The sequence below is a fragment of the Hymenobacter coccineus genome, assembly GCF_001816125.1.
Taxonomy (GTDB): Bacteria; Bacteroidota; Bacteroidia; order Cytophagales; family Hymenobacteraceae; genus Hymenobacter; species Hymenobacter coccineus.
In genome coordinates this window covers 1-14491 of sequence record NZ_MDZA01000308.1, presented here as the reverse complement: position 1 = coordinate 14491, position 14491 = coordinate 1, and the positions used below count along the sequence as shown (strand labels likewise).

Annotated in this window: 14 protein-coding genes; 12 read left to right on the top strand and 2 right to left on the bottom strand. The window is 63.9% G+C overall.

Annotated elements, in window-relative coordinates:
- Window positions 1-73 precede the first annotated feature (73 nt).
- From fabF to lgt, 8 genes are all read left to right on the top strand, one after another.
- Window positions 74-1327 carry a beta-ketoacyl-ACP synthase II gene (gene fabF / locus BEN49_RS15875; RefSeq protein ID WP_070745012.1) on the top strand — a complete coding sequence of 418 codons (1254 nt, stop codon included), beginning with the start codon at window positions 74-76 and terminating at the stop codon, window positions 1325-1327.
- Window positions 1328-1465: 138 nt separating this feature from the next.
- Window positions 1466-2170 (top strand): ribonuclease III, encoded by a 705-nt coding sequence (gene rnc, locus BEN49_RS15870; protein WP_239691966.1) that lies wholly within the window; start codon window positions 1466-1468, stop codon window positions 2168-2170.
- Window positions 2171-2345: 175 nt separating this feature from the next.
- Window positions 2346-3476 carry a nitrilase-related carbon-nitrogen hydrolase gene (locus BEN49_RS31195; protein WP_083326166.1) on the top strand — a complete coding sequence of 377 codons (1131 nt, stop codon included), beginning with the start codon at window positions 2346-2348 and terminating at the stop codon, window positions 3474-3476.
- On the top strand, window positions 3368-4273 hold the full coding sequence (gene nadE / locus BEN49_RS31190; RefSeq protein ID WP_083326165.1) for an NAD(+) synthase: 906 nt from the start codon (window positions 3368-3370) through the stop codon (window positions 4271-4273). The genes BEN49_RS31195 and nadE overlap by 109 nt, the downstream gene beginning before the upstream one ends.
- Window positions 4274-4526: 253 nt before the next feature.
- A complete protein-coding gene (locus tag BEN49_RS15860) occupies window positions 4527-5045 on the top strand; it encodes an RNA polymerase sigma factor (protein WP_262490211.1) in 519 nt (172 codons plus the stop codon).
- Window positions 4985-5140, top strand: a complete 156-nt coding sequence (locus tag BEN49_RS30175; RefSeq protein WP_262490210.1) for an RNA polymerase sigma factor — start codon at window positions 4985-4987, stop codon at window positions 5138-5140. The genes BEN49_RS15860 and BEN49_RS30175 overlap by 61 nt, the downstream gene beginning before the upstream one ends.
- Window positions 5141-5153: 13 nt before the next feature.
- Complete coding sequence (locus BEN49_RS15855) at window positions 5154-5444, top strand: hypothetical protein (protein WP_070745006.1); 291 nt, start codon at window positions 5154-5156, stop codon at window positions 5442-5444.
- Window positions 5445-5571: 127 nt separating this feature from the next.
- A complete protein-coding gene (lgt, locus tag BEN49_RS15850) occupies window positions 5572-6618 on the top strand; it encodes a prolipoprotein diacylglyceryl transferase (protein WP_083326164.1) in 1047 nt (348 codons plus the stop codon).
- A 159-nt stretch (window positions 6619-6777) separates the two neighbouring features.
- Here the strand turns inward: lgt and BEN49_RS15845 are convergent, their stop codons facing one another.
- On the bottom strand, window positions 6778-7764 hold the full coding sequence (locus BEN49_RS15845; RefSeq protein ID WP_070745002.1) for an SdiA-regulated/phytase-like domain-containing protein: 987 nt from the start codon (window positions 7762-7764) through the stop codon (window positions 6778-6780).
- 600 nt (window positions 7765-8364) lie between these two features.
- On the opposite strand from BEN49_RS15845, the gene BEN49_RS15840 reads away from it, so the two are divergent.
- Together BEN49_RS15840 and BEN49_RS15835 are read left to right on the top strand one after the other, a co-directional pair.
- Complete coding sequence (locus BEN49_RS15840) at window positions 8365-11403, top strand: SusC/RagA family TonB-linked outer membrane protein (RefSeq protein WP_158022969.1); 3039 nt, start codon at window positions 8365-8367, stop codon at window positions 11401-11403.
- A 23-nt stretch (window positions 11404-11426) separates the two neighbouring features.
- Window positions 11427-12941: a RagB/SusD family nutrient uptake outer membrane protein gene (locus tag BEN49_RS15835; protein WP_070744997.1), complete on the top strand. Its 1515-nt coding sequence runs from the start codon at window positions 11427-11429 to the stop codon at window positions 12939-12941.
- 225 nt (window positions 12942-13166) lie between these two features.
- On the opposite strand, the gene yidD is transcribed toward BEN49_RS15835, so the two are convergent.
- Complete coding sequence (gene yidD / locus BEN49_RS15830) at window positions 13167-13391, bottom strand: membrane protein insertion efficiency factor YidD (protein ID WP_070744995.1); 225 nt, start codon at window positions 13389-13391, stop codon at window positions 13167-13169.
- Between the two features lie 86 nt (window positions 13392-13477).
- On the opposite strand from yidD, the gene BEN49_RS15825 reads away from it, so the two are divergent.
- Both BEN49_RS15825 and BEN49_RS28920 read left to right on the top strand, forming a co-directional pair.
- A complete protein-coding gene (locus BEN49_RS15825; protein ID WP_070744993.1) occupies window positions 13478-14326 on the top strand; it encodes a type I restriction endonuclease in 849 nt (282 codons plus the stop codon).
- The coding region (locus BEN49_RS28920; protein ID WP_204376134.1) for a hypothetical protein at window positions 14305-14491 on the top strand (187 nt) is incomplete at its 3' end. The genes BEN49_RS15825 and BEN49_RS28920, both read left to right, overlap by 22 nt.

The window sequence follows — 14491 nt, the reverse complement described above, 5'->3', positions numbered from 1 at the left end:
GACCGGCCGGCTCGCCGCCGGCCGGTTTCGTGGTTTTAGTCTGCCCCATTTTTTGCGCCGTTGGCGCTTGCTTATGTCGTCTATCCGACGCGTTGTCGTTACCGGCCTCGGGGCCATCACGCCGATTGGCAGCACCGTCCCAGCGTACTGGGAGGGCCTGAAAAACGGTGTGAGCGGCGCCGCCCCCATCACCCGCTTCCCCGCTGCCAAGTTCAAAACCCGCTTCGCCTGCGAGGTGAAGGACTACAACCCCGATACGTACTTCGACCGCAAAGAGGGCCGCAAAATGGACCTCTTCACGCAGTTCGCCGTCATTGCGGCCGACGAAGCCATTGCCGACGCTGGTCTGCTGGAAGGTGTGGACAAGGACCGCGTGGGCGTAATCTGGGGCTCGGGCATAGGCGGGCTGCGCTCGCTGCAAGAGGAGTGCTTCCAGTTTGAGCGCGGCGACGGCACGCCGCGCTACTCGCCCTTCTTCATCCCGCGCATGATTGCCGACTCCTCGTCGGGCAACATCTCCATCAAGAACGGCTTCCGGGGCCCCAACTTCGTCACCACCTCGGCCTGTGCCTCCTCCAACGACGCGCTGATTGCGGCCTTTAACAACATCCGCCTGGGTCTGGCCGACGCCATCGTGACCGGCGGCTCCGAGGCCGCTATCACCGAGTCGGGCGTGGGCGGCTTCAATGCGTTGAAAGCCATGAGCGAGCGTAACGACGACCCCGCCTCAGCCTCGCGGCCCTATGATAAGGACCGCGACGGTTTCGTGCTGGGCGAGGGCGCCGGGGCCCTGGTGCTCGAAGAGTACGAGCACGCCAAGGCCCGCGGCGCCAAGATGTACGCTGAAGTTATCGGTGGCGGCATGTCGTCGGATGCGTACCACATCACGGCCCCCGACCCCTCGGGCTCGGGCGTGGTGCTGGTGATGCAGAACGCCTTGCGCGACGCTGGTATCAAGCCGGAGGACGTGGACTACATCAACACCCACGGCACGAGCACGCCGCTCGGCGATGGGGCCGAAATCAAGGCCATCGAAACCGTATTTGGGGCCCACGCCACGGCGCTGAACATCTCCTCGACCAAAAGCATGACCGGGCACCTGCTGGGCGGGGCCGGCGGCATTGAGGCGGTGGCCTGCATTTTTGCTATGCAAAACAGCCTGGTGCCGCCCACCATCAACCTGCACACGCCCGACCCGGAAATCAACCAGGCCCTGAACTTCACCCCCAACGTGGCCCAGGCCCGCGAGGTGAACATTGCCATGAGCAACACCTTCGGCTTCGGGGGCCACAACACGTCGGTGATTTTCCGCAAGCTCGATCACTGATTTTAACTGATTAACCGTGATTTCGCTGATTATTAACGATTGAATCAGCGAAGTCACGGTTAATCACGACCAATCAGTACTTAAATCAGCGAAATCACGGTTAATCAGTTAAAATCAGTGATAGGTTTCGTTTCGCGGTTGCTTGGCACCGACAAGGCCTTCCGCAAGGCCGTAGGCACGGTTACCGGCCAGGCCCCCGGCAATGCTCAGCTGTACCGGCTGGCGTTCACGCACTCCTCGTCGGTGCGGGCGCTGCCCGAGAAAAACCGCCAGCAGACCAACGAGCGGCTGGAGTTTCTGGGCGACGCCATTCTGGGGGCTGTGGTGGCCGAGTACCTGTTTCAAAAGTACCCTTACGAGCAGGAGGGTTTCCTGACGGAGGTGCGCTCGCGCATCGTCAACCGCGAGAGCCTCAATGGCATTGCCTTAAAGCTGGGACTTGACAAGCTGGTGCAGCTCGATGCGGCCAGCGGCCGCGGGGCCCGCTCGCGCTCTGTGAACGGCAACGCGCTGGAGGCTTTGGTGGGGGCCGTGTACCTGGATTTGGGCTACAAATCGGCCCGTAAGTTCATCCTCACCCGCCTCGTGAAGGGCTTCGTGGACGTGCACACGCTCACCACCACCACGGCCAATTTCAAGAGTAAGCTGGTGGAGTGGGCCCAGCGCCAGGGCAAAAACCTGCGCTACGACCTCAGCGGCGAGGCCCGGCCGGGCGGCACGATGGAGTTCACCGCCACGGTGCTGCTCGACGACGAGGTAGTGGCCACCGGCATGGGCCTCAGCAAGAAGCAGGCGGAGCAGCTGGCCGCCGAGCGGGCCCTGGCGGCGCTGGGCGTGGCGTAAGCTGGTGGCCGTGGTGTACCACCAAGCTGTGCTTGGTCTTGCCCCAGGGCCCCAGGGCAGCATACGCGAGACCAAGCACAGCTTGGTGGTACACCACGGCCACCAGCGCAAATGAGCTGAGCCGTTTCTACCCGCTGTTTGTTAATTGCTCACTGCCAACTGTTCACTGAATACCATGCGTATCGCCGGCGCTGCCCTCAACCAAATCCCGTTCGACTGGGAAAATAATTTGCGCACCATCCGCGCGGCCATCGAGCAGGCCAAGGCGGCGGGCGTGGAGCTGCTGTGCCTGCCCGAGCTGTGCCTGACGGGCTACGGCTGCGAGGACTTGTTTCTGAGCGACTGGCTGCCGGCCGAGGCCCTGGCGCGCTTGCAGGACATCCGGCTTTGGACGGACGGAATTTGCGTGTGCGTGGGCCTGCCCGTGCGGCTAAACCACCGCACCTACAACACGGCGGCGGTGCTGCGCGACGGCCAGGTGCTGGGCTTCGCGGCCAAGCAGTTCTTGGCCAACGACGGGGTGCACTACGAGCCGCGCTTTTTTGTGGCCTGGCCCGCGGGCGAGGAAACGACGGTGACGCTGGGGGCCGAAACCTGGCCGCTGGGCGACCTCACCTTTGAGCACCGCGGGGTGCGGTTCGGCTTCGAGATTTGCGAGGATGCTTGGCGGGCCGACGACGTACGGCCCGCCTGCCGGCTGCGCGGCAAAGTGGACCTGATTGTGAACCCGTCGGCCAGCCACTTCGCCATGAGCAAGACGGACTTGCGCTACCAACTGGTGCTGAAGGCCTCGCGCACTTTCCATTGCACCTACCTCTACGCCAACCTGCTGGGCAACGAGGCGGGGCGCATCATCTACGACGGTGAAATATTGGTGGCCCGCAACGGCCACTTGCTCCGGCGCAATCAGCTGCTGAGCTTCAAGGAAGTGGACCTGGAGTGGGTGGACGTTGACTTTGGCCACGACTTGGCCCCGGCCGCGGAAATCGTGCCGCTGCCCGCCCCCGACGAGTACCAGGAGCTGAACCAAGCCATGAGCCTGGCCCTGTTTGACTACCTGCGCAAGGCCCGCAGCCGCGGCTTCGTGCTGAGCCTGAGCGGCGGGGCCGACTCGTGCTTCTGCGCCGTGGGGGTGGCCGAGATGGTGCGCCTGGGCGTGGAAGAGTTGGGGCTGGCGGAGTTCAAGCGGCGTAGCGGTTGCTTCGATGGGGCCCCGGTGGCGGTGCAGCAGGGGGCCGGCGGGCGGCCGCCCAGACGCTGCAAGACACGCCGGCTACCAAAGAAGCGCCCGGGGCCCCGGCGCTGACCGACAACCAGCAGCTCGTTAACGCCCTGCTGACCTGTGCCTACCAGGGTACGGTTAATTCTTCCGATGATACGTTTGAGTCGGCCCAGGAGCTGGCGGATAGCCTGGGGGCCCGGTTTTTTAACTGGACCATCGACGACGAGGTGGCCGGCTACGTGGGCAAAATAGCGGGGGCCCTGGGCCGCGAGTTGGCCTGGGATACCGACGATCTGGCCCTGCAAAACATCCAGGCGCGGGTGCGGGCCCCGGGCATCTGGCTGCTGGCCAACGTGCAGAACTGCCTGCTGCTCACCACTTCCAACCGTTCGGAGGCCAGCGTGGGCTACTGCACCATGGATGGCGACACGGCTGGCAGCATCTCGCCCATTGCGGGCGTTGACAAGGCCTTCGTGAAGCAGTGGTTGCGCTGGGCCGAAACCGAGCTGGGCTACGGGGCCCTGCGCCACGTGAACGCCCTCCAGCCCACCGCCGAGCTGCGCCCGCTGGCCGACAAGCAAACCGACGAGCGCGACCTGATGCCTTACCCGCTGCTCAACCGCATCGAGCGCCTCGCCTTCTACGAGCGCCTGGCGCCCGCCGCGGTGCTGGCCCAGCTGGTGGCCGAAACCCCCGGCGCCGATGCCGAGCAGCTGCGCACCTACGTGCGCCGCTTCTACACCCTCTGGAGCCGCAACCAGTGGAAGCGTGAGCGGTACGCCCCGAGCTTCCACCTTGACGACTACAACGTGGACCCGCGCTCGTGGCTGCGCTTCCCCATCCTCAGCGGCGGTTTCGCGGCCGAGCTGGCGGCGCTGTAGGGGCCCCAGCCTTTGGCCGGGTGGCGGCGGTGAGTGGCGTGAGTTGCGCAGTTCGCGCTGCTTACCGCCGGGTGGCCTGTGCTGGCAGAGGTGTTTGAAAAAAAACTGCTGCCAGCCAGTGTCTTATGAAATATTGCCGGTGCACTGCGCAAGTTCTTGGGCTAAGCGGGGCCCAAGCTGCCGAATACCATAATTGCTGCGCCGCGGGCCGGTGCCGGGTGGGTGGTTCATCAACTGTTTTGGCTTGATTTCCGTGGATTACCGCGCTCCGCTGCTTGAGGCCCTCGGCCCGCCCCCCGCCGCCCCGGCTAGGGCCCCAATGGCCGATGCTGAGCTAGTGGTGCAGTTGCAGCAGGGCAGCGAGGCCGCGTTCCGCACCCTGGTGGCGCGCTACCAGGGGCGCGTATACCGCACGGCGCTGGCCCTGCTGCGCTCGCCGGAAGAAGCCGAGGACGTGGCCCAGGAGGTATTTGTAGAAGTGTACCAAACCATTGGCCGGTTCCGGGGCGAGGCCGCCCTCAGCACCTGGTTGTACCGGCTGGCCACCTCGCGGGCCCTGAAAAACCGCCGGCGGGCCCGCGCTAAAAAGCGCCTGGCCTACGTAACCAGCCTGCTGGGCCTGGGCCCCGCCGGCTGCTCGAGCCGCCCGACCACGCGCACCCGTTGGCCCTGCTTGAAGGCCAGCAGCAGCTGCAACTGCTGCTGGCGCGTGTGGCCCGCCTGCCCGATGCCCAACAAGTGGCCTTCACCCTGCGCCACGAGCAGGAGCTGAGCTACGCGGAAATCGCGGCCGTGCTCGGTACCAGCGTGCCCGCCGTGGAATCGTTGCTGTTCCGGGCCCGTCAAACCCTCCGTCAATACCTGTAACCCGCTGTCTGCCATGACTGATATTCCCGCCCGCCCGGCTCCCGACGAAGATTGGGACGACCTGCTGCGCCAGCTGCGCGCCCAGCCCCCGGCCCAGCCCCGCCCGTATTTCTACCAGCGGGTGCAGGCCCGGCTTACCGCCGGGGCCCCCACGGCGGCCTTGGTGCTGCCCGCCTGGCTGCGCCGGCCCGCCTACGCCGTGCTGCTCGGCGTGGTGGTGCTGGCCCTTAGCGGCGACGGGGCCCCAGCCCGCCCGGCCGGGCCGGGGGCCCAGGCTGCCACTTCGCCGCCGCTCCCGCGCTGATTTTCCCCCGCTGGCTGGGCCGTTTGAATGCCCCGGCCGGGCCGGCCGCTGGGGGCCCCAAATGGCCGGTCCGGCCCCAAGCCCGGGGGCTTAGTACCTTTGAAACCATCTTTCACCTTCGCTGCGCATGCTTTCTTCCCTCGCAAGTATTTTCTGGAATGTTGACCCCACCATTTTCGCGGCGGGGCCCTGGCACGTGTTTGGGCTGGAAATAGGGCCCCTCACGCCGCGCTGGTACGGGCTGCTGTTCATGGCGCCGTTCGTGCTGGGCACGTTCGTGCTGAGCCATATCTACCGGTCGGAGAAAACTTCCCCGCTTTGGGTCGACGTCATCACGGTGTACATGCTGGTGGGCACCATCGTGGGGGCCCGGCTGGGGCACGTGCTGTTCTACGAGCCGGCCATTTTGAAAGACCCGCTGGAAGTGTTTAAGATCTGGCACGGCGGGTTGGCCAGCCACGGCGCCACCATTGGCATCTTACTGGCGGTGTGGCTCTTCTCGCGCAACAACAAGTTTGACTACCTCTGGACGCTCGACCGCATCGTGATTGTGGTGGCCCTGGGCGGGGCCTGCATTCGGATGGGCAACCTGATGAACTCCGAAATCGTGGGCAAGCCCACCGACGCGCCCTGGGCCTTCACCTTCCCGCGCGACGTGGAGCACCTGGTGCCCGTGACGCGCCCGCTGCCCGCCGGGGCCGTGCAGGTGGCCGCCGTGCCCGTGCAGCTGGTCGACGGTACCACCAGCTACCGCCTGCTGCCCGAAGGCACGCCCGTGGCCCCCGACGCGCCGATGGCCGTGCCGCGCCACCCCACCCAGATTTACGAGTCGCTGTTCTGCGTGTTCCTGCTCGCGCTGCTGTATTCGATGTGGAACCGCACCCGGGAAAAAACGCCGCGCGGGCAGCTCTTCGGGCTGTTTGTGGTGCTGCTCTTCACTTTCCGCCTGTTAGTGGAGTACCTGAAAGAGAACCAGGTATCGTTCGAGAACGGCAACTTCCTCAACCAGGGCCAGCTGCTCAGCATCCCGTTCATCCTCATCGGCATCTGGGTGCTGCTGCGGGCCGGCAAAGACCCGAACAACCCCTACGGCTACGCCCCGCGCGACCTCGACGCGGCCGAAGCCGCCGCCGCTGGGGCCCCCACCATCGCGCCCGCCGCTGGCCGCAAGTAGCGCCCCGCACCTAGCCAAAACGACAGGGCCCCCACGGTTACGCAACCGTGGGGGCCCTGTCGTTTAAACGTAGCTTGGACTTTGTAGTCCGAGCGCGAGCGCAGCGAGATCCCGTTAGCACCGGCTAAGCGCAAGATGCTCGCTGCGCTCACGCTCGGACTACAAAGTCAAGCTACAGTCGTACAACCTCAAACTAAATGGTAGCGTGAACTCGTAAAAGCTGCCTTGCTCGGTGCTGATGAGCAGCGTGTTGGCATCTTTAAATACCGCGCCTTCGGTTTGGCCAGCGCCGGCGAGGCTCACCTGGCGGGGCGTGGCTTTGAGGATTTCATCCCACGAGTTGCCATCGAGCACGAACAGCTCGCCGCGGCCCAGCAGCACGAGGCGGTGGCCGTCGGGGCGCAGGGCGGCATCGGTTACCTGGCCGGGGATGGCCAGTTTCGTAACGAGCTGGGCGGTGTAGCTACCCGGCTGGTCGGGCACGCTGTACACCTTGCTGGTGGCGTCGGTGCCGCGGTCTTTGCTGAAGAGCCACACCTTGCCGCCGTGCCAGAGGCTGGCCTCGCAGTCGAAGTTGCGGGCCTTTTTCTTCTCGGGCGGAAACGCGGTTTGGTCGGGGTACTTGAACTTGATGTCGGCTACCTGCCGGGGCTGCTCGGGGCGGAAGCGGTGGATGACCAGGTTGCGGCGGTCGTTTTCGTTGTTGCCGCAGTCGCCCACGAAGTAGTTGCCCTGGTCGTCGCGGCTCAGGCTTTCCCAGTCCGAATTGTTGGTACCCAGCGACAACGTGCCCTGCAACTGGCCGGTGGCGCTGATGCGGTACAGCGTGGCGTCGTTGCCCTCGTCGCCGAAGCTGAAGTAGGTGCCCGGCTGGTCGGCTGGGCACAGGCCCGAGCTTTCGGACACCACGCCCTTGAGCGAGCCCACCTGGCGCAGGCCCGGGATTTGGGCGGCGGCGTCCTTGTCTTTGCGGCGGTCGCCGCCCTTGTCCTTTTTCTTTTTGCCACCAGCTTGCTGGCCTTGCTCCGGCCCGGTTTGCTGGGTAGCATCGGTTTGGGTGGCGGCCTGGTCATTTTGGGCCTGGGAGCAGGCTGCCGCCGTTAGAAGCAGGGCGAGGCTGGCGGGCAGGAAGAGTGAAGATTTCATAGCTGCCTTCTACGCAGCTGGAGCCCGGTTTAGTTGGCGCTGGTAGTTAAAAGATGCCGGTATGCCAGGGCCCCCAGGCCCGGCCATACCGCCGAGCAAGCAACATGATAATGTTTGCTACTAACAGTACTTAATAGCTATTGACCACGATATTAATTGTTCTGTTACTTATCAAACGTTTGCGTTAATTATCGTCCTAGGTCAAAATGCTTCCGGTTTTATAGCAGGTATCCCGTGCATTGGGTGCGTAGCAGTTCAATATAATTAAGTTAAATCCAAGACCCATTTGGCTTTATCTACAAATTCCGTCTATAATTGCACTTAGATAGCCATATAAATGGATTGTGCCGCTCTAGCTGGTAGCACCCAGGATTTGGTTTTGGAACGCGGCATCTTGTTAATACAATAACAAACGATTGTCTAACCCGGCATCTTACCTGCTCTTTCGCCGGCCTGCCCACTAAGTACTCCCCGCCGGTGCGGGGCCCCTGCTTTTACTATCCCTACCTCTATCCCTCACCTTACCAACCAGCGCAGCTTATGAAAAACGTTACCCTCCCAAAAGGTGGCCTTTGGTGCCTCCTGTTACTTCTGTGGTCAATGGCCGGGGCCTATGCCCAGGGCACGACCGTAACCGGAAAAATAACCGATGCCAGCGGCGTAGGTCTGCCCGGCGTCACGGTGCTGCTTAAGGGCACGTCGGTGGGCACGGCCACGGATGTGGGCGGTAACTACTCCCTCGCCGTGCCGAACCCTGCCACCGGCGTACTCCTATTTTCCTTCGTGGGCTACAAGGCGCAGGAGGCCGCCATCGGCGGCCGCAGCACTGTGGGGGCCGCGCTAGCGCCCGATACCGAGGCCCTGGGCGAAGTAGTGGTGGTGGGCTACGGCACCCAGCGCCGGCAAGACGTGACGGGCGCCATCTCGTCCATCAAGGCGGAGGACATCCGCACGCAGGGCTCCAACACGGTGCAGAAGTCGCTGCAAGGCCGCGTGGCCGGCGTGCAGATCGAATCGGCGGGCGGCGACCCCGGCTCCGGGGTGCGCATCCTGGTGCGCGGGGCCGGCTCGCTCAACAACAACAACCCGCTCTACATCGTGGACGGTGTGCAGGTGGACAACATCAACAACCTGAACCCGACCGACATTGCCTCGCTCGACATCCTGAAAGACGCCTCGGCGGCGGCCATCTACGGCTCGCGGGCGGCCAACGGCGTGGTGCTCATCACGACCAAGTCAGGCAAGAAAGGCGAGAACCGCATCGACGTAGGCGGCTACGTGGGGGCCCAGCAGATTGCCCACAAGATTAAGGTGCTGAACGCCTCGGAGTGGGCGGGCGTGAGCAACGCGGCCCACGACAACGCCGGCCTGCCGCGGCTCGACATTGCTAAAAACCCCGAAACCCTGGGCGCCGGCACCGACTGGCAAAAGGAGATTTACCGCGTGGCGCCCATGCAGAACTATACCGCGGCGGCCAGCGGCGGCGGCGACAACTTCACCTACAGCCTCTCGGGGGCCTACCTCGACCAGCAGGGCATCGTGAAGCAAACCGACTATAACCGCTGGAATCTGCGCCTGAAAACCGACTTCACCAAGGGCCGCTTCCGGGTGGGCGAAACGGTGATTCTGACCAAGGAGTACTGGCGCGGCATGGCCGGCGGCTGGGGCGGCCAGGGCGGCAACCCAGTGGGCTCGGCTCTGAAGATGATTCCGGTGTACGGCGTGTACGCCCCCGACGCGGTGGGCGGCTACGCCGGGGCCTACGGGCCCGTGGTGAACGTGGCCAACCCCGTGGCCCAGCTGAACCTGGAAAAGCCGGAAACCAACAGCACCGCCGCCATCATCAACGCCTTCGCGGAGGTGTCGCTGTTCAAGGGCCTCAAGTATCGCTTCAATGTGGGCTACACCAACACCTTTGGGGCCTACAACGACTACACTTCTCCCTACGCCCTGGGGGACCTCAAGGGCCAGAACGCGCTGTTCAACAACGCCGACGCTGACCTCTTCCAGAACCGCTCGCAGATGAACTACTTCCTGCAGGAACACACCCTGAACTACGGCACCGTGGTGGGCAAGCACAGCATCAACGCCCTGGCCGGGTACACTTACCAGAACACCAAGTACGAAATCCTCAGCGGCTCGAAGAGCGGCATGCCCACCGGCATCCAGCAGCTCGACGCGGGCATTACCAACATTGCCAGCGGCGGCAACGCCTACCAGAGCGCGCTGCTCTCGTACCTGGGCCGCTTGGTGTACTCCTACGACGACCGCTACGTCATCACCGGCACGTTCCGCCGCGACGGCTCGTCGCGCTTCGGGCCGGCTTATAAATATGGCAACTTCCCGTCCATCGCCCTGGCCTGGAACGTGGCCAACGAGCAGTTCTTCAAGTCCGCGCTGGGCGTGGTGAGCAACTTCAAGCTGCGGGCTAGCTACGGCATCCTGGGCAACCAGGAAATCAACGACTACCGCTACATCCCGCTCATCGCCTCCAACACCAACTACGTGATTGGCCAGGACCAGCACCTATGGTCGGGGGCCATCCAGACCACGTTTTCCACGCCCAACATCAAGTGGGAAACGTCGAAAACCGTTGACGTGGGTACCGACCTGGGCTTCTTCGACAACAAGCTGAACCTGACCCTGGACTACTTCGTGCGGCAGAACTCCGACGTGCTGCTGCAAGTGCCCATCCCGCTCACCACCGGCGCCAGCGGCTCGCCGCCCTACGTCAACGCCGGCCAGATTACCAACAAGGGCATCGAGGCCGGCCTGGCCTACAACCACAAAGTGGGCGACTTTACTTACCAGGTAACGGGCACGTTCACGGCTATTGCCAACAACGTGGACTTCCTGGGCACCGGTACCCAGCAAATCTTCGGCGGCCAGCCCACCCACCACGGCGCCTCGGCCACCGTCACCGAGGCTGGGGGCCCCATCGGCGCTTTCTACCTGATTCGGACCGACGGCATTTTCAATTCGCAGGACGAGGTGAACGCCCACAGCCAGGACGGCAAGCTGATTCAGCCCAGCGCCAAGCCCGGCGACGTGCGCTTTGTGGACGCGAACGGCGACGGCCAGATTGACCAGAACGACCGGCAGTACTGCGGCAGCCCCACGCCCAAGTTCACCTACGGCTTCGGCACCAACGCGGCCTGGAAAAACTTCGACCTGAGCCTGTTCTTCCAGGGCACCCAGGGCAACAAAATCTACAACGGGGCCCGGGAAGACTTGGAAGGCATGAACCTGGAGTTCAACTACTCGCCGGCCACCCTGAACGCCTGGACGCCCGACAACCACACCAACTTCCCGCGGGCCGTCATCAACGACCCCAACCTGAACAGCCAGACCTCCGACCGCTTCCTGGAGAGCGGCTCTTACCTGCGGCTGCGCACCCTGCAGCTGGGCTACACGCTGTCGAAAAACCTGCTCACGAGCGCCAAAATCAGCTCCTGCCGCATCTACCTGAGCTTCGACAACTTGTTCACCATCACCAAGTACACGGGCTTCAACCCCGACCTGGGGCGCTACAACGCCGGCAGCCCGGGCGGCGGCATCCTCGACCGCGGCGTGGACTTCCCGCACGTGGCCTACCCACTGGCTCGCAACTCGCTGCTGGGCGTCCAGCTCTCTTTTTAGGTGTTTCTTAACGCGCTACTGTCATGAAATCAGCTCTTTACATTGCCTGCCTGGCCCTGAGCCTGGCGGCCTGCACCAAAAACCTCGACCAGGTGAGCCCCAACTCGGTGGTGCAAACCAACTTCTGGAAAACCGACGCCGACTTTATGTCGGGGCTGGCCGCTACCTACAAGGTGTTCCACGACGTGAACAACGGCTACTTCGGCGTGCGCGGCATTGAAACCACCAATGGCCGCGGTGACGACTTCGTCATCCGCAACGACGTGAAGGACTTGTACCAGCTCGCCACCTTCACCAACAACGCCACCACGGGCGTGCCTGGCTCGTTGTTCACGGGCTTCTACACGGCCATTTTTCGGGCCAACCAAATCATCGAGAACGCACCCCTCTCGTCGCTCCCCGACGCTTCCAAGCAGCAGTACATCGCCGAAGCTCAATTCCTGCGCGGGCTGAACTACTACTACTTGGCCATGAATTTTGGGTCGGTGCCCATCATCACCAAGGTGCCGGTCGAGCGAACCGATTACTTCGCCAGCCAGTCGCCCGAAACCGCCGTGTGGGCGCAGGCCGTGAGCGACTTGCAGGCTGCCGCCGCCGGCTTACCTGCGGCCTACCCGGCCGCCATGGTGGGCCGCGCCACCAAGGGCGCCGCCTTGGGCTTCCTGGGCAAGGCCTACGTGTACCAGAAAAACTGGGCCGAGGCCGAGAAGGCCTTCAAGCAGCTGGCCCTGCCCAGCGGGGTGGCGCAGTCGCCCTTCACCTACGCCTTGATGCCGAAATTTGAGGACAACTTCGTGAAGACTGGCGACAACAACGCCGAGTCGCTCTTCGAGATTCAGAACCAAAACGTGGGCGGCTCGCAGCCCTGGGCCGGCGAAAACGCCAACGAGGCCCTGGGCGTGACGACGGCCCAGGAATTTGCCCCCACCGAAGTGGCCGGTTGGTTCGAAGTATCGCCCACCGACAAGGTTTTCAACGAGTTCCAGCGGGAGAAAGCCGTAGGCGATTCCCTTGACCCCCGCATGTACGCCTCGCTGGTGTGGGACTACCCCGGCGCCACGTACTACAACCGGCCATTCACCGATTTCAAGCTCGTGTTTGGCTACAAGTCGATGGTCCGCAAGTACCAGAACTGGCGCGAAGCCAACGAGGGCATCTACATCTCGGAAATCAACGAAAAAGTCCTGCGCTACGCCGACATTTTGCTGCTGTACGCTGAGACGCTGACCATGCAGGGCCGCCCGGCCGAAGCCTACCCACTGATTAACCGCGTCCGGGCTCGCGCCAAACTGACGGCGCTAGCGGCAGGCTTCGATGCCTCACAAATGATGGCTGAACTCCGGCACCAGCGCATGCTCGAATTCTTCCGCGAAGGCCAGCGCTTTTACGACTTGAAGCGCTGGGGCCTGCTGGAGCAGGAAATCAAGAACAGCGACAAAGTAGGTAAGGAGTTTTTCACGGCCCGCAACGCCTATTTCCCCATCCCGCAAGGCGAGCTGAACACCAATCCCAACATCAAGCAAAACCCGGGTTGGTAACTGATTAGGGCCCCGTGGGGCCCCGCGCATCCCCTTAAAGCCGCTTGCTTTGCCGCCACAAGCGGGCAACGCAAGCGGCCTTTTTGGCTGTAGCGCGAACTTTGTAGTTCGCGGCGCTGCCCAGTCGCCCAACGGTAACCGACAGGACGAAGCGAGAGCCGCGAACTACAGAGTTCGCGCTACAGCCCGACGTCTTGGAAACTGCCCCGCGGGGGCCCCACCAACCTACGGCACCGGGTCGTAGCCGTGGCCGCCCCAGGGGTGGCAGCGGCCGATGCGCCGCAGCGCCAGCCGGCCCCCGCGCCAGGGCCCGTATTTGGTGATGGCCTCGGCCGCGTAGGCCGAGCAGGTGGGCGTGTAGCGGCAGCTGGGCGGCGTGAGCGGCGAAATCAGGTGCCGGTAGAGCCAGATAAGGGCGAGAAAAAACGAGCGGGCCAGGGAGCGAACCATTACCGAAAGTTACGGCGGATTGGGGCCCCGGCCTTGCGAATTTTGGTGCGTTCTTTGGCATTGGGCCCCCATACCGACACGCGGCAATGCAAGAGATTTTACTGGACATCCGGCAGCGCCTGCGCCGCCACGAATACAAGAACGAAGAGCACGTGCGCCTCTCGCTGGTGGCGCGGGTGGTGCAGGCGCTGGGCTGGGACGTGTGGAACCCCACGGAGGTGTACACCGAGTTCAAGGCCACCAAAAAGGAGGATAACACGCGGGTGGACGTGGCCCTGTTCACCGCCGGTTTTGAAGCCACGGCCGTGTTCATCGAGTGCAAGGCCGTGGGGGCCTTCGCGGCCGATCTAGCGGCGGTGGAACGGCAGCTGCGCGACTACAACCGCGACCACACGGCCCTCTTCACCATCATCACCGACGGCCGGCACTGGCGGTTTTACTTCTCCTTCACGAGCGGCGAATTCAAGGATAAGCTGTTCTGCAAGTTTGATTTGCAGGAAGATGAGCCGGACGAAATCGCCGGCTACCTCGACACGTTTCTGCTCCGCGACAACATCCTCAACCACTCGGCCCGCCGCAAAGCCGAGGCCTACCTGATGCTGGGCAAGAAGGAGCGCGCCATGCAAGACGTGCTGCCCGACGCCCAGAAACTGGTGTCGCAGCCGCCGTTTCCGTCGCTGCCCGCCGCCATGGTGCAGCTGCTGGCCGCCAAGGTGCTCACCATCACTCCGGCCGAAGCCCAGGCATTTTTGATGGGGACGGCGCTGGCCGCCGCTGGGGCCCCACACTGGCTGCGGTGCCACCCGTTGCCGCGGCTGGGGCCCCCGCCAAGCGCCCGCTGCCGAAGAAACGGGCCGTTGTGCCGCCGCTGCCCGCGACTACCCCGGGGCCCGCGCCGGCTGCCGAGGTGCCGATGGGGGAACGGTTCGTGCTGAAGCAGGGCCTTGCGCACGCCACCGCGCACCTGCGGCCCGGTGGGGCCTTGCTGGTGCTGGCCAGTTCGACGCGCGGCCAGGAAGCGGCTAGCCTGTCGGCTGGCGGGCGGCCGCCCGGCAAAATGTTGGCGAGCGGGGTACTGGAAGCCGCAGGGCGGAGCAGTG

Excerpts from the sequence above, each read along its gene's own strand:
- BEN49_RS15840 (WP_158022969.1), top strand. The coding sequence starts at position 8,365 with ATGGCCGGGGCCTATGCCCAGGGCACGACCGTAACCGGAAAAATAACC.
- BEN49_RS15845 (WP_070745002.1), bottom strand. The coding sequence starts at position 7,764 with ATGAAATCTTCACTCTTCCTGCCCGCCAGCCTCGCCCTGCTTCTAACG.
- BEN49_RS15825 (WP_070744993.1), top strand. The coding sequence starts at position 13,478 with ATGCAAGAGATTTTACTGGACATCCGGCAGCGCCTGCGCCGCCACGAA.
- BEN49_RS15855 (WP_070745006.1), top strand. The coding sequence starts at position 5,154 with ATGACTGATATTCCCGCCCGCCCGGCTCCCGACGAAGATTGGGACGAC.
- yidD (WP_070744995.1), bottom strand. The coding sequence starts at position 13,391 with ATGGTTCGCTCCCTGGCCCGCTCGTTTTTTCTCGCCCTTATCTGGCTC.
- BEN49_RS31195 (WP_083326166.1), top strand. The coding sequence starts at position 2,346 with ATGCGTATCGCCGGCGCTGCCCTCAACCAAATCCCGTTCGACTGGGAA.
- lgt (WP_083326164.1), top strand. The coding sequence starts at position 5,572 with ATGCTTTCTTCCCTCGCAAGTATTTTCTGGAATGTTGACCCCACCATT.
- BEN49_RS15835 (WP_070744997.1), top strand. The coding sequence starts at position 11,427 with ATGAAATCAGCTCTTTACATTGCCTGCCTGGCCCTGAGCCTGGCGGCC.
- fabF (WP_070745012.1), top strand. The coding sequence starts at position 74 with ATGTCGTCTATCCGACGCGTTGTCGTTACCGGCCTCGGGGCCATCACG.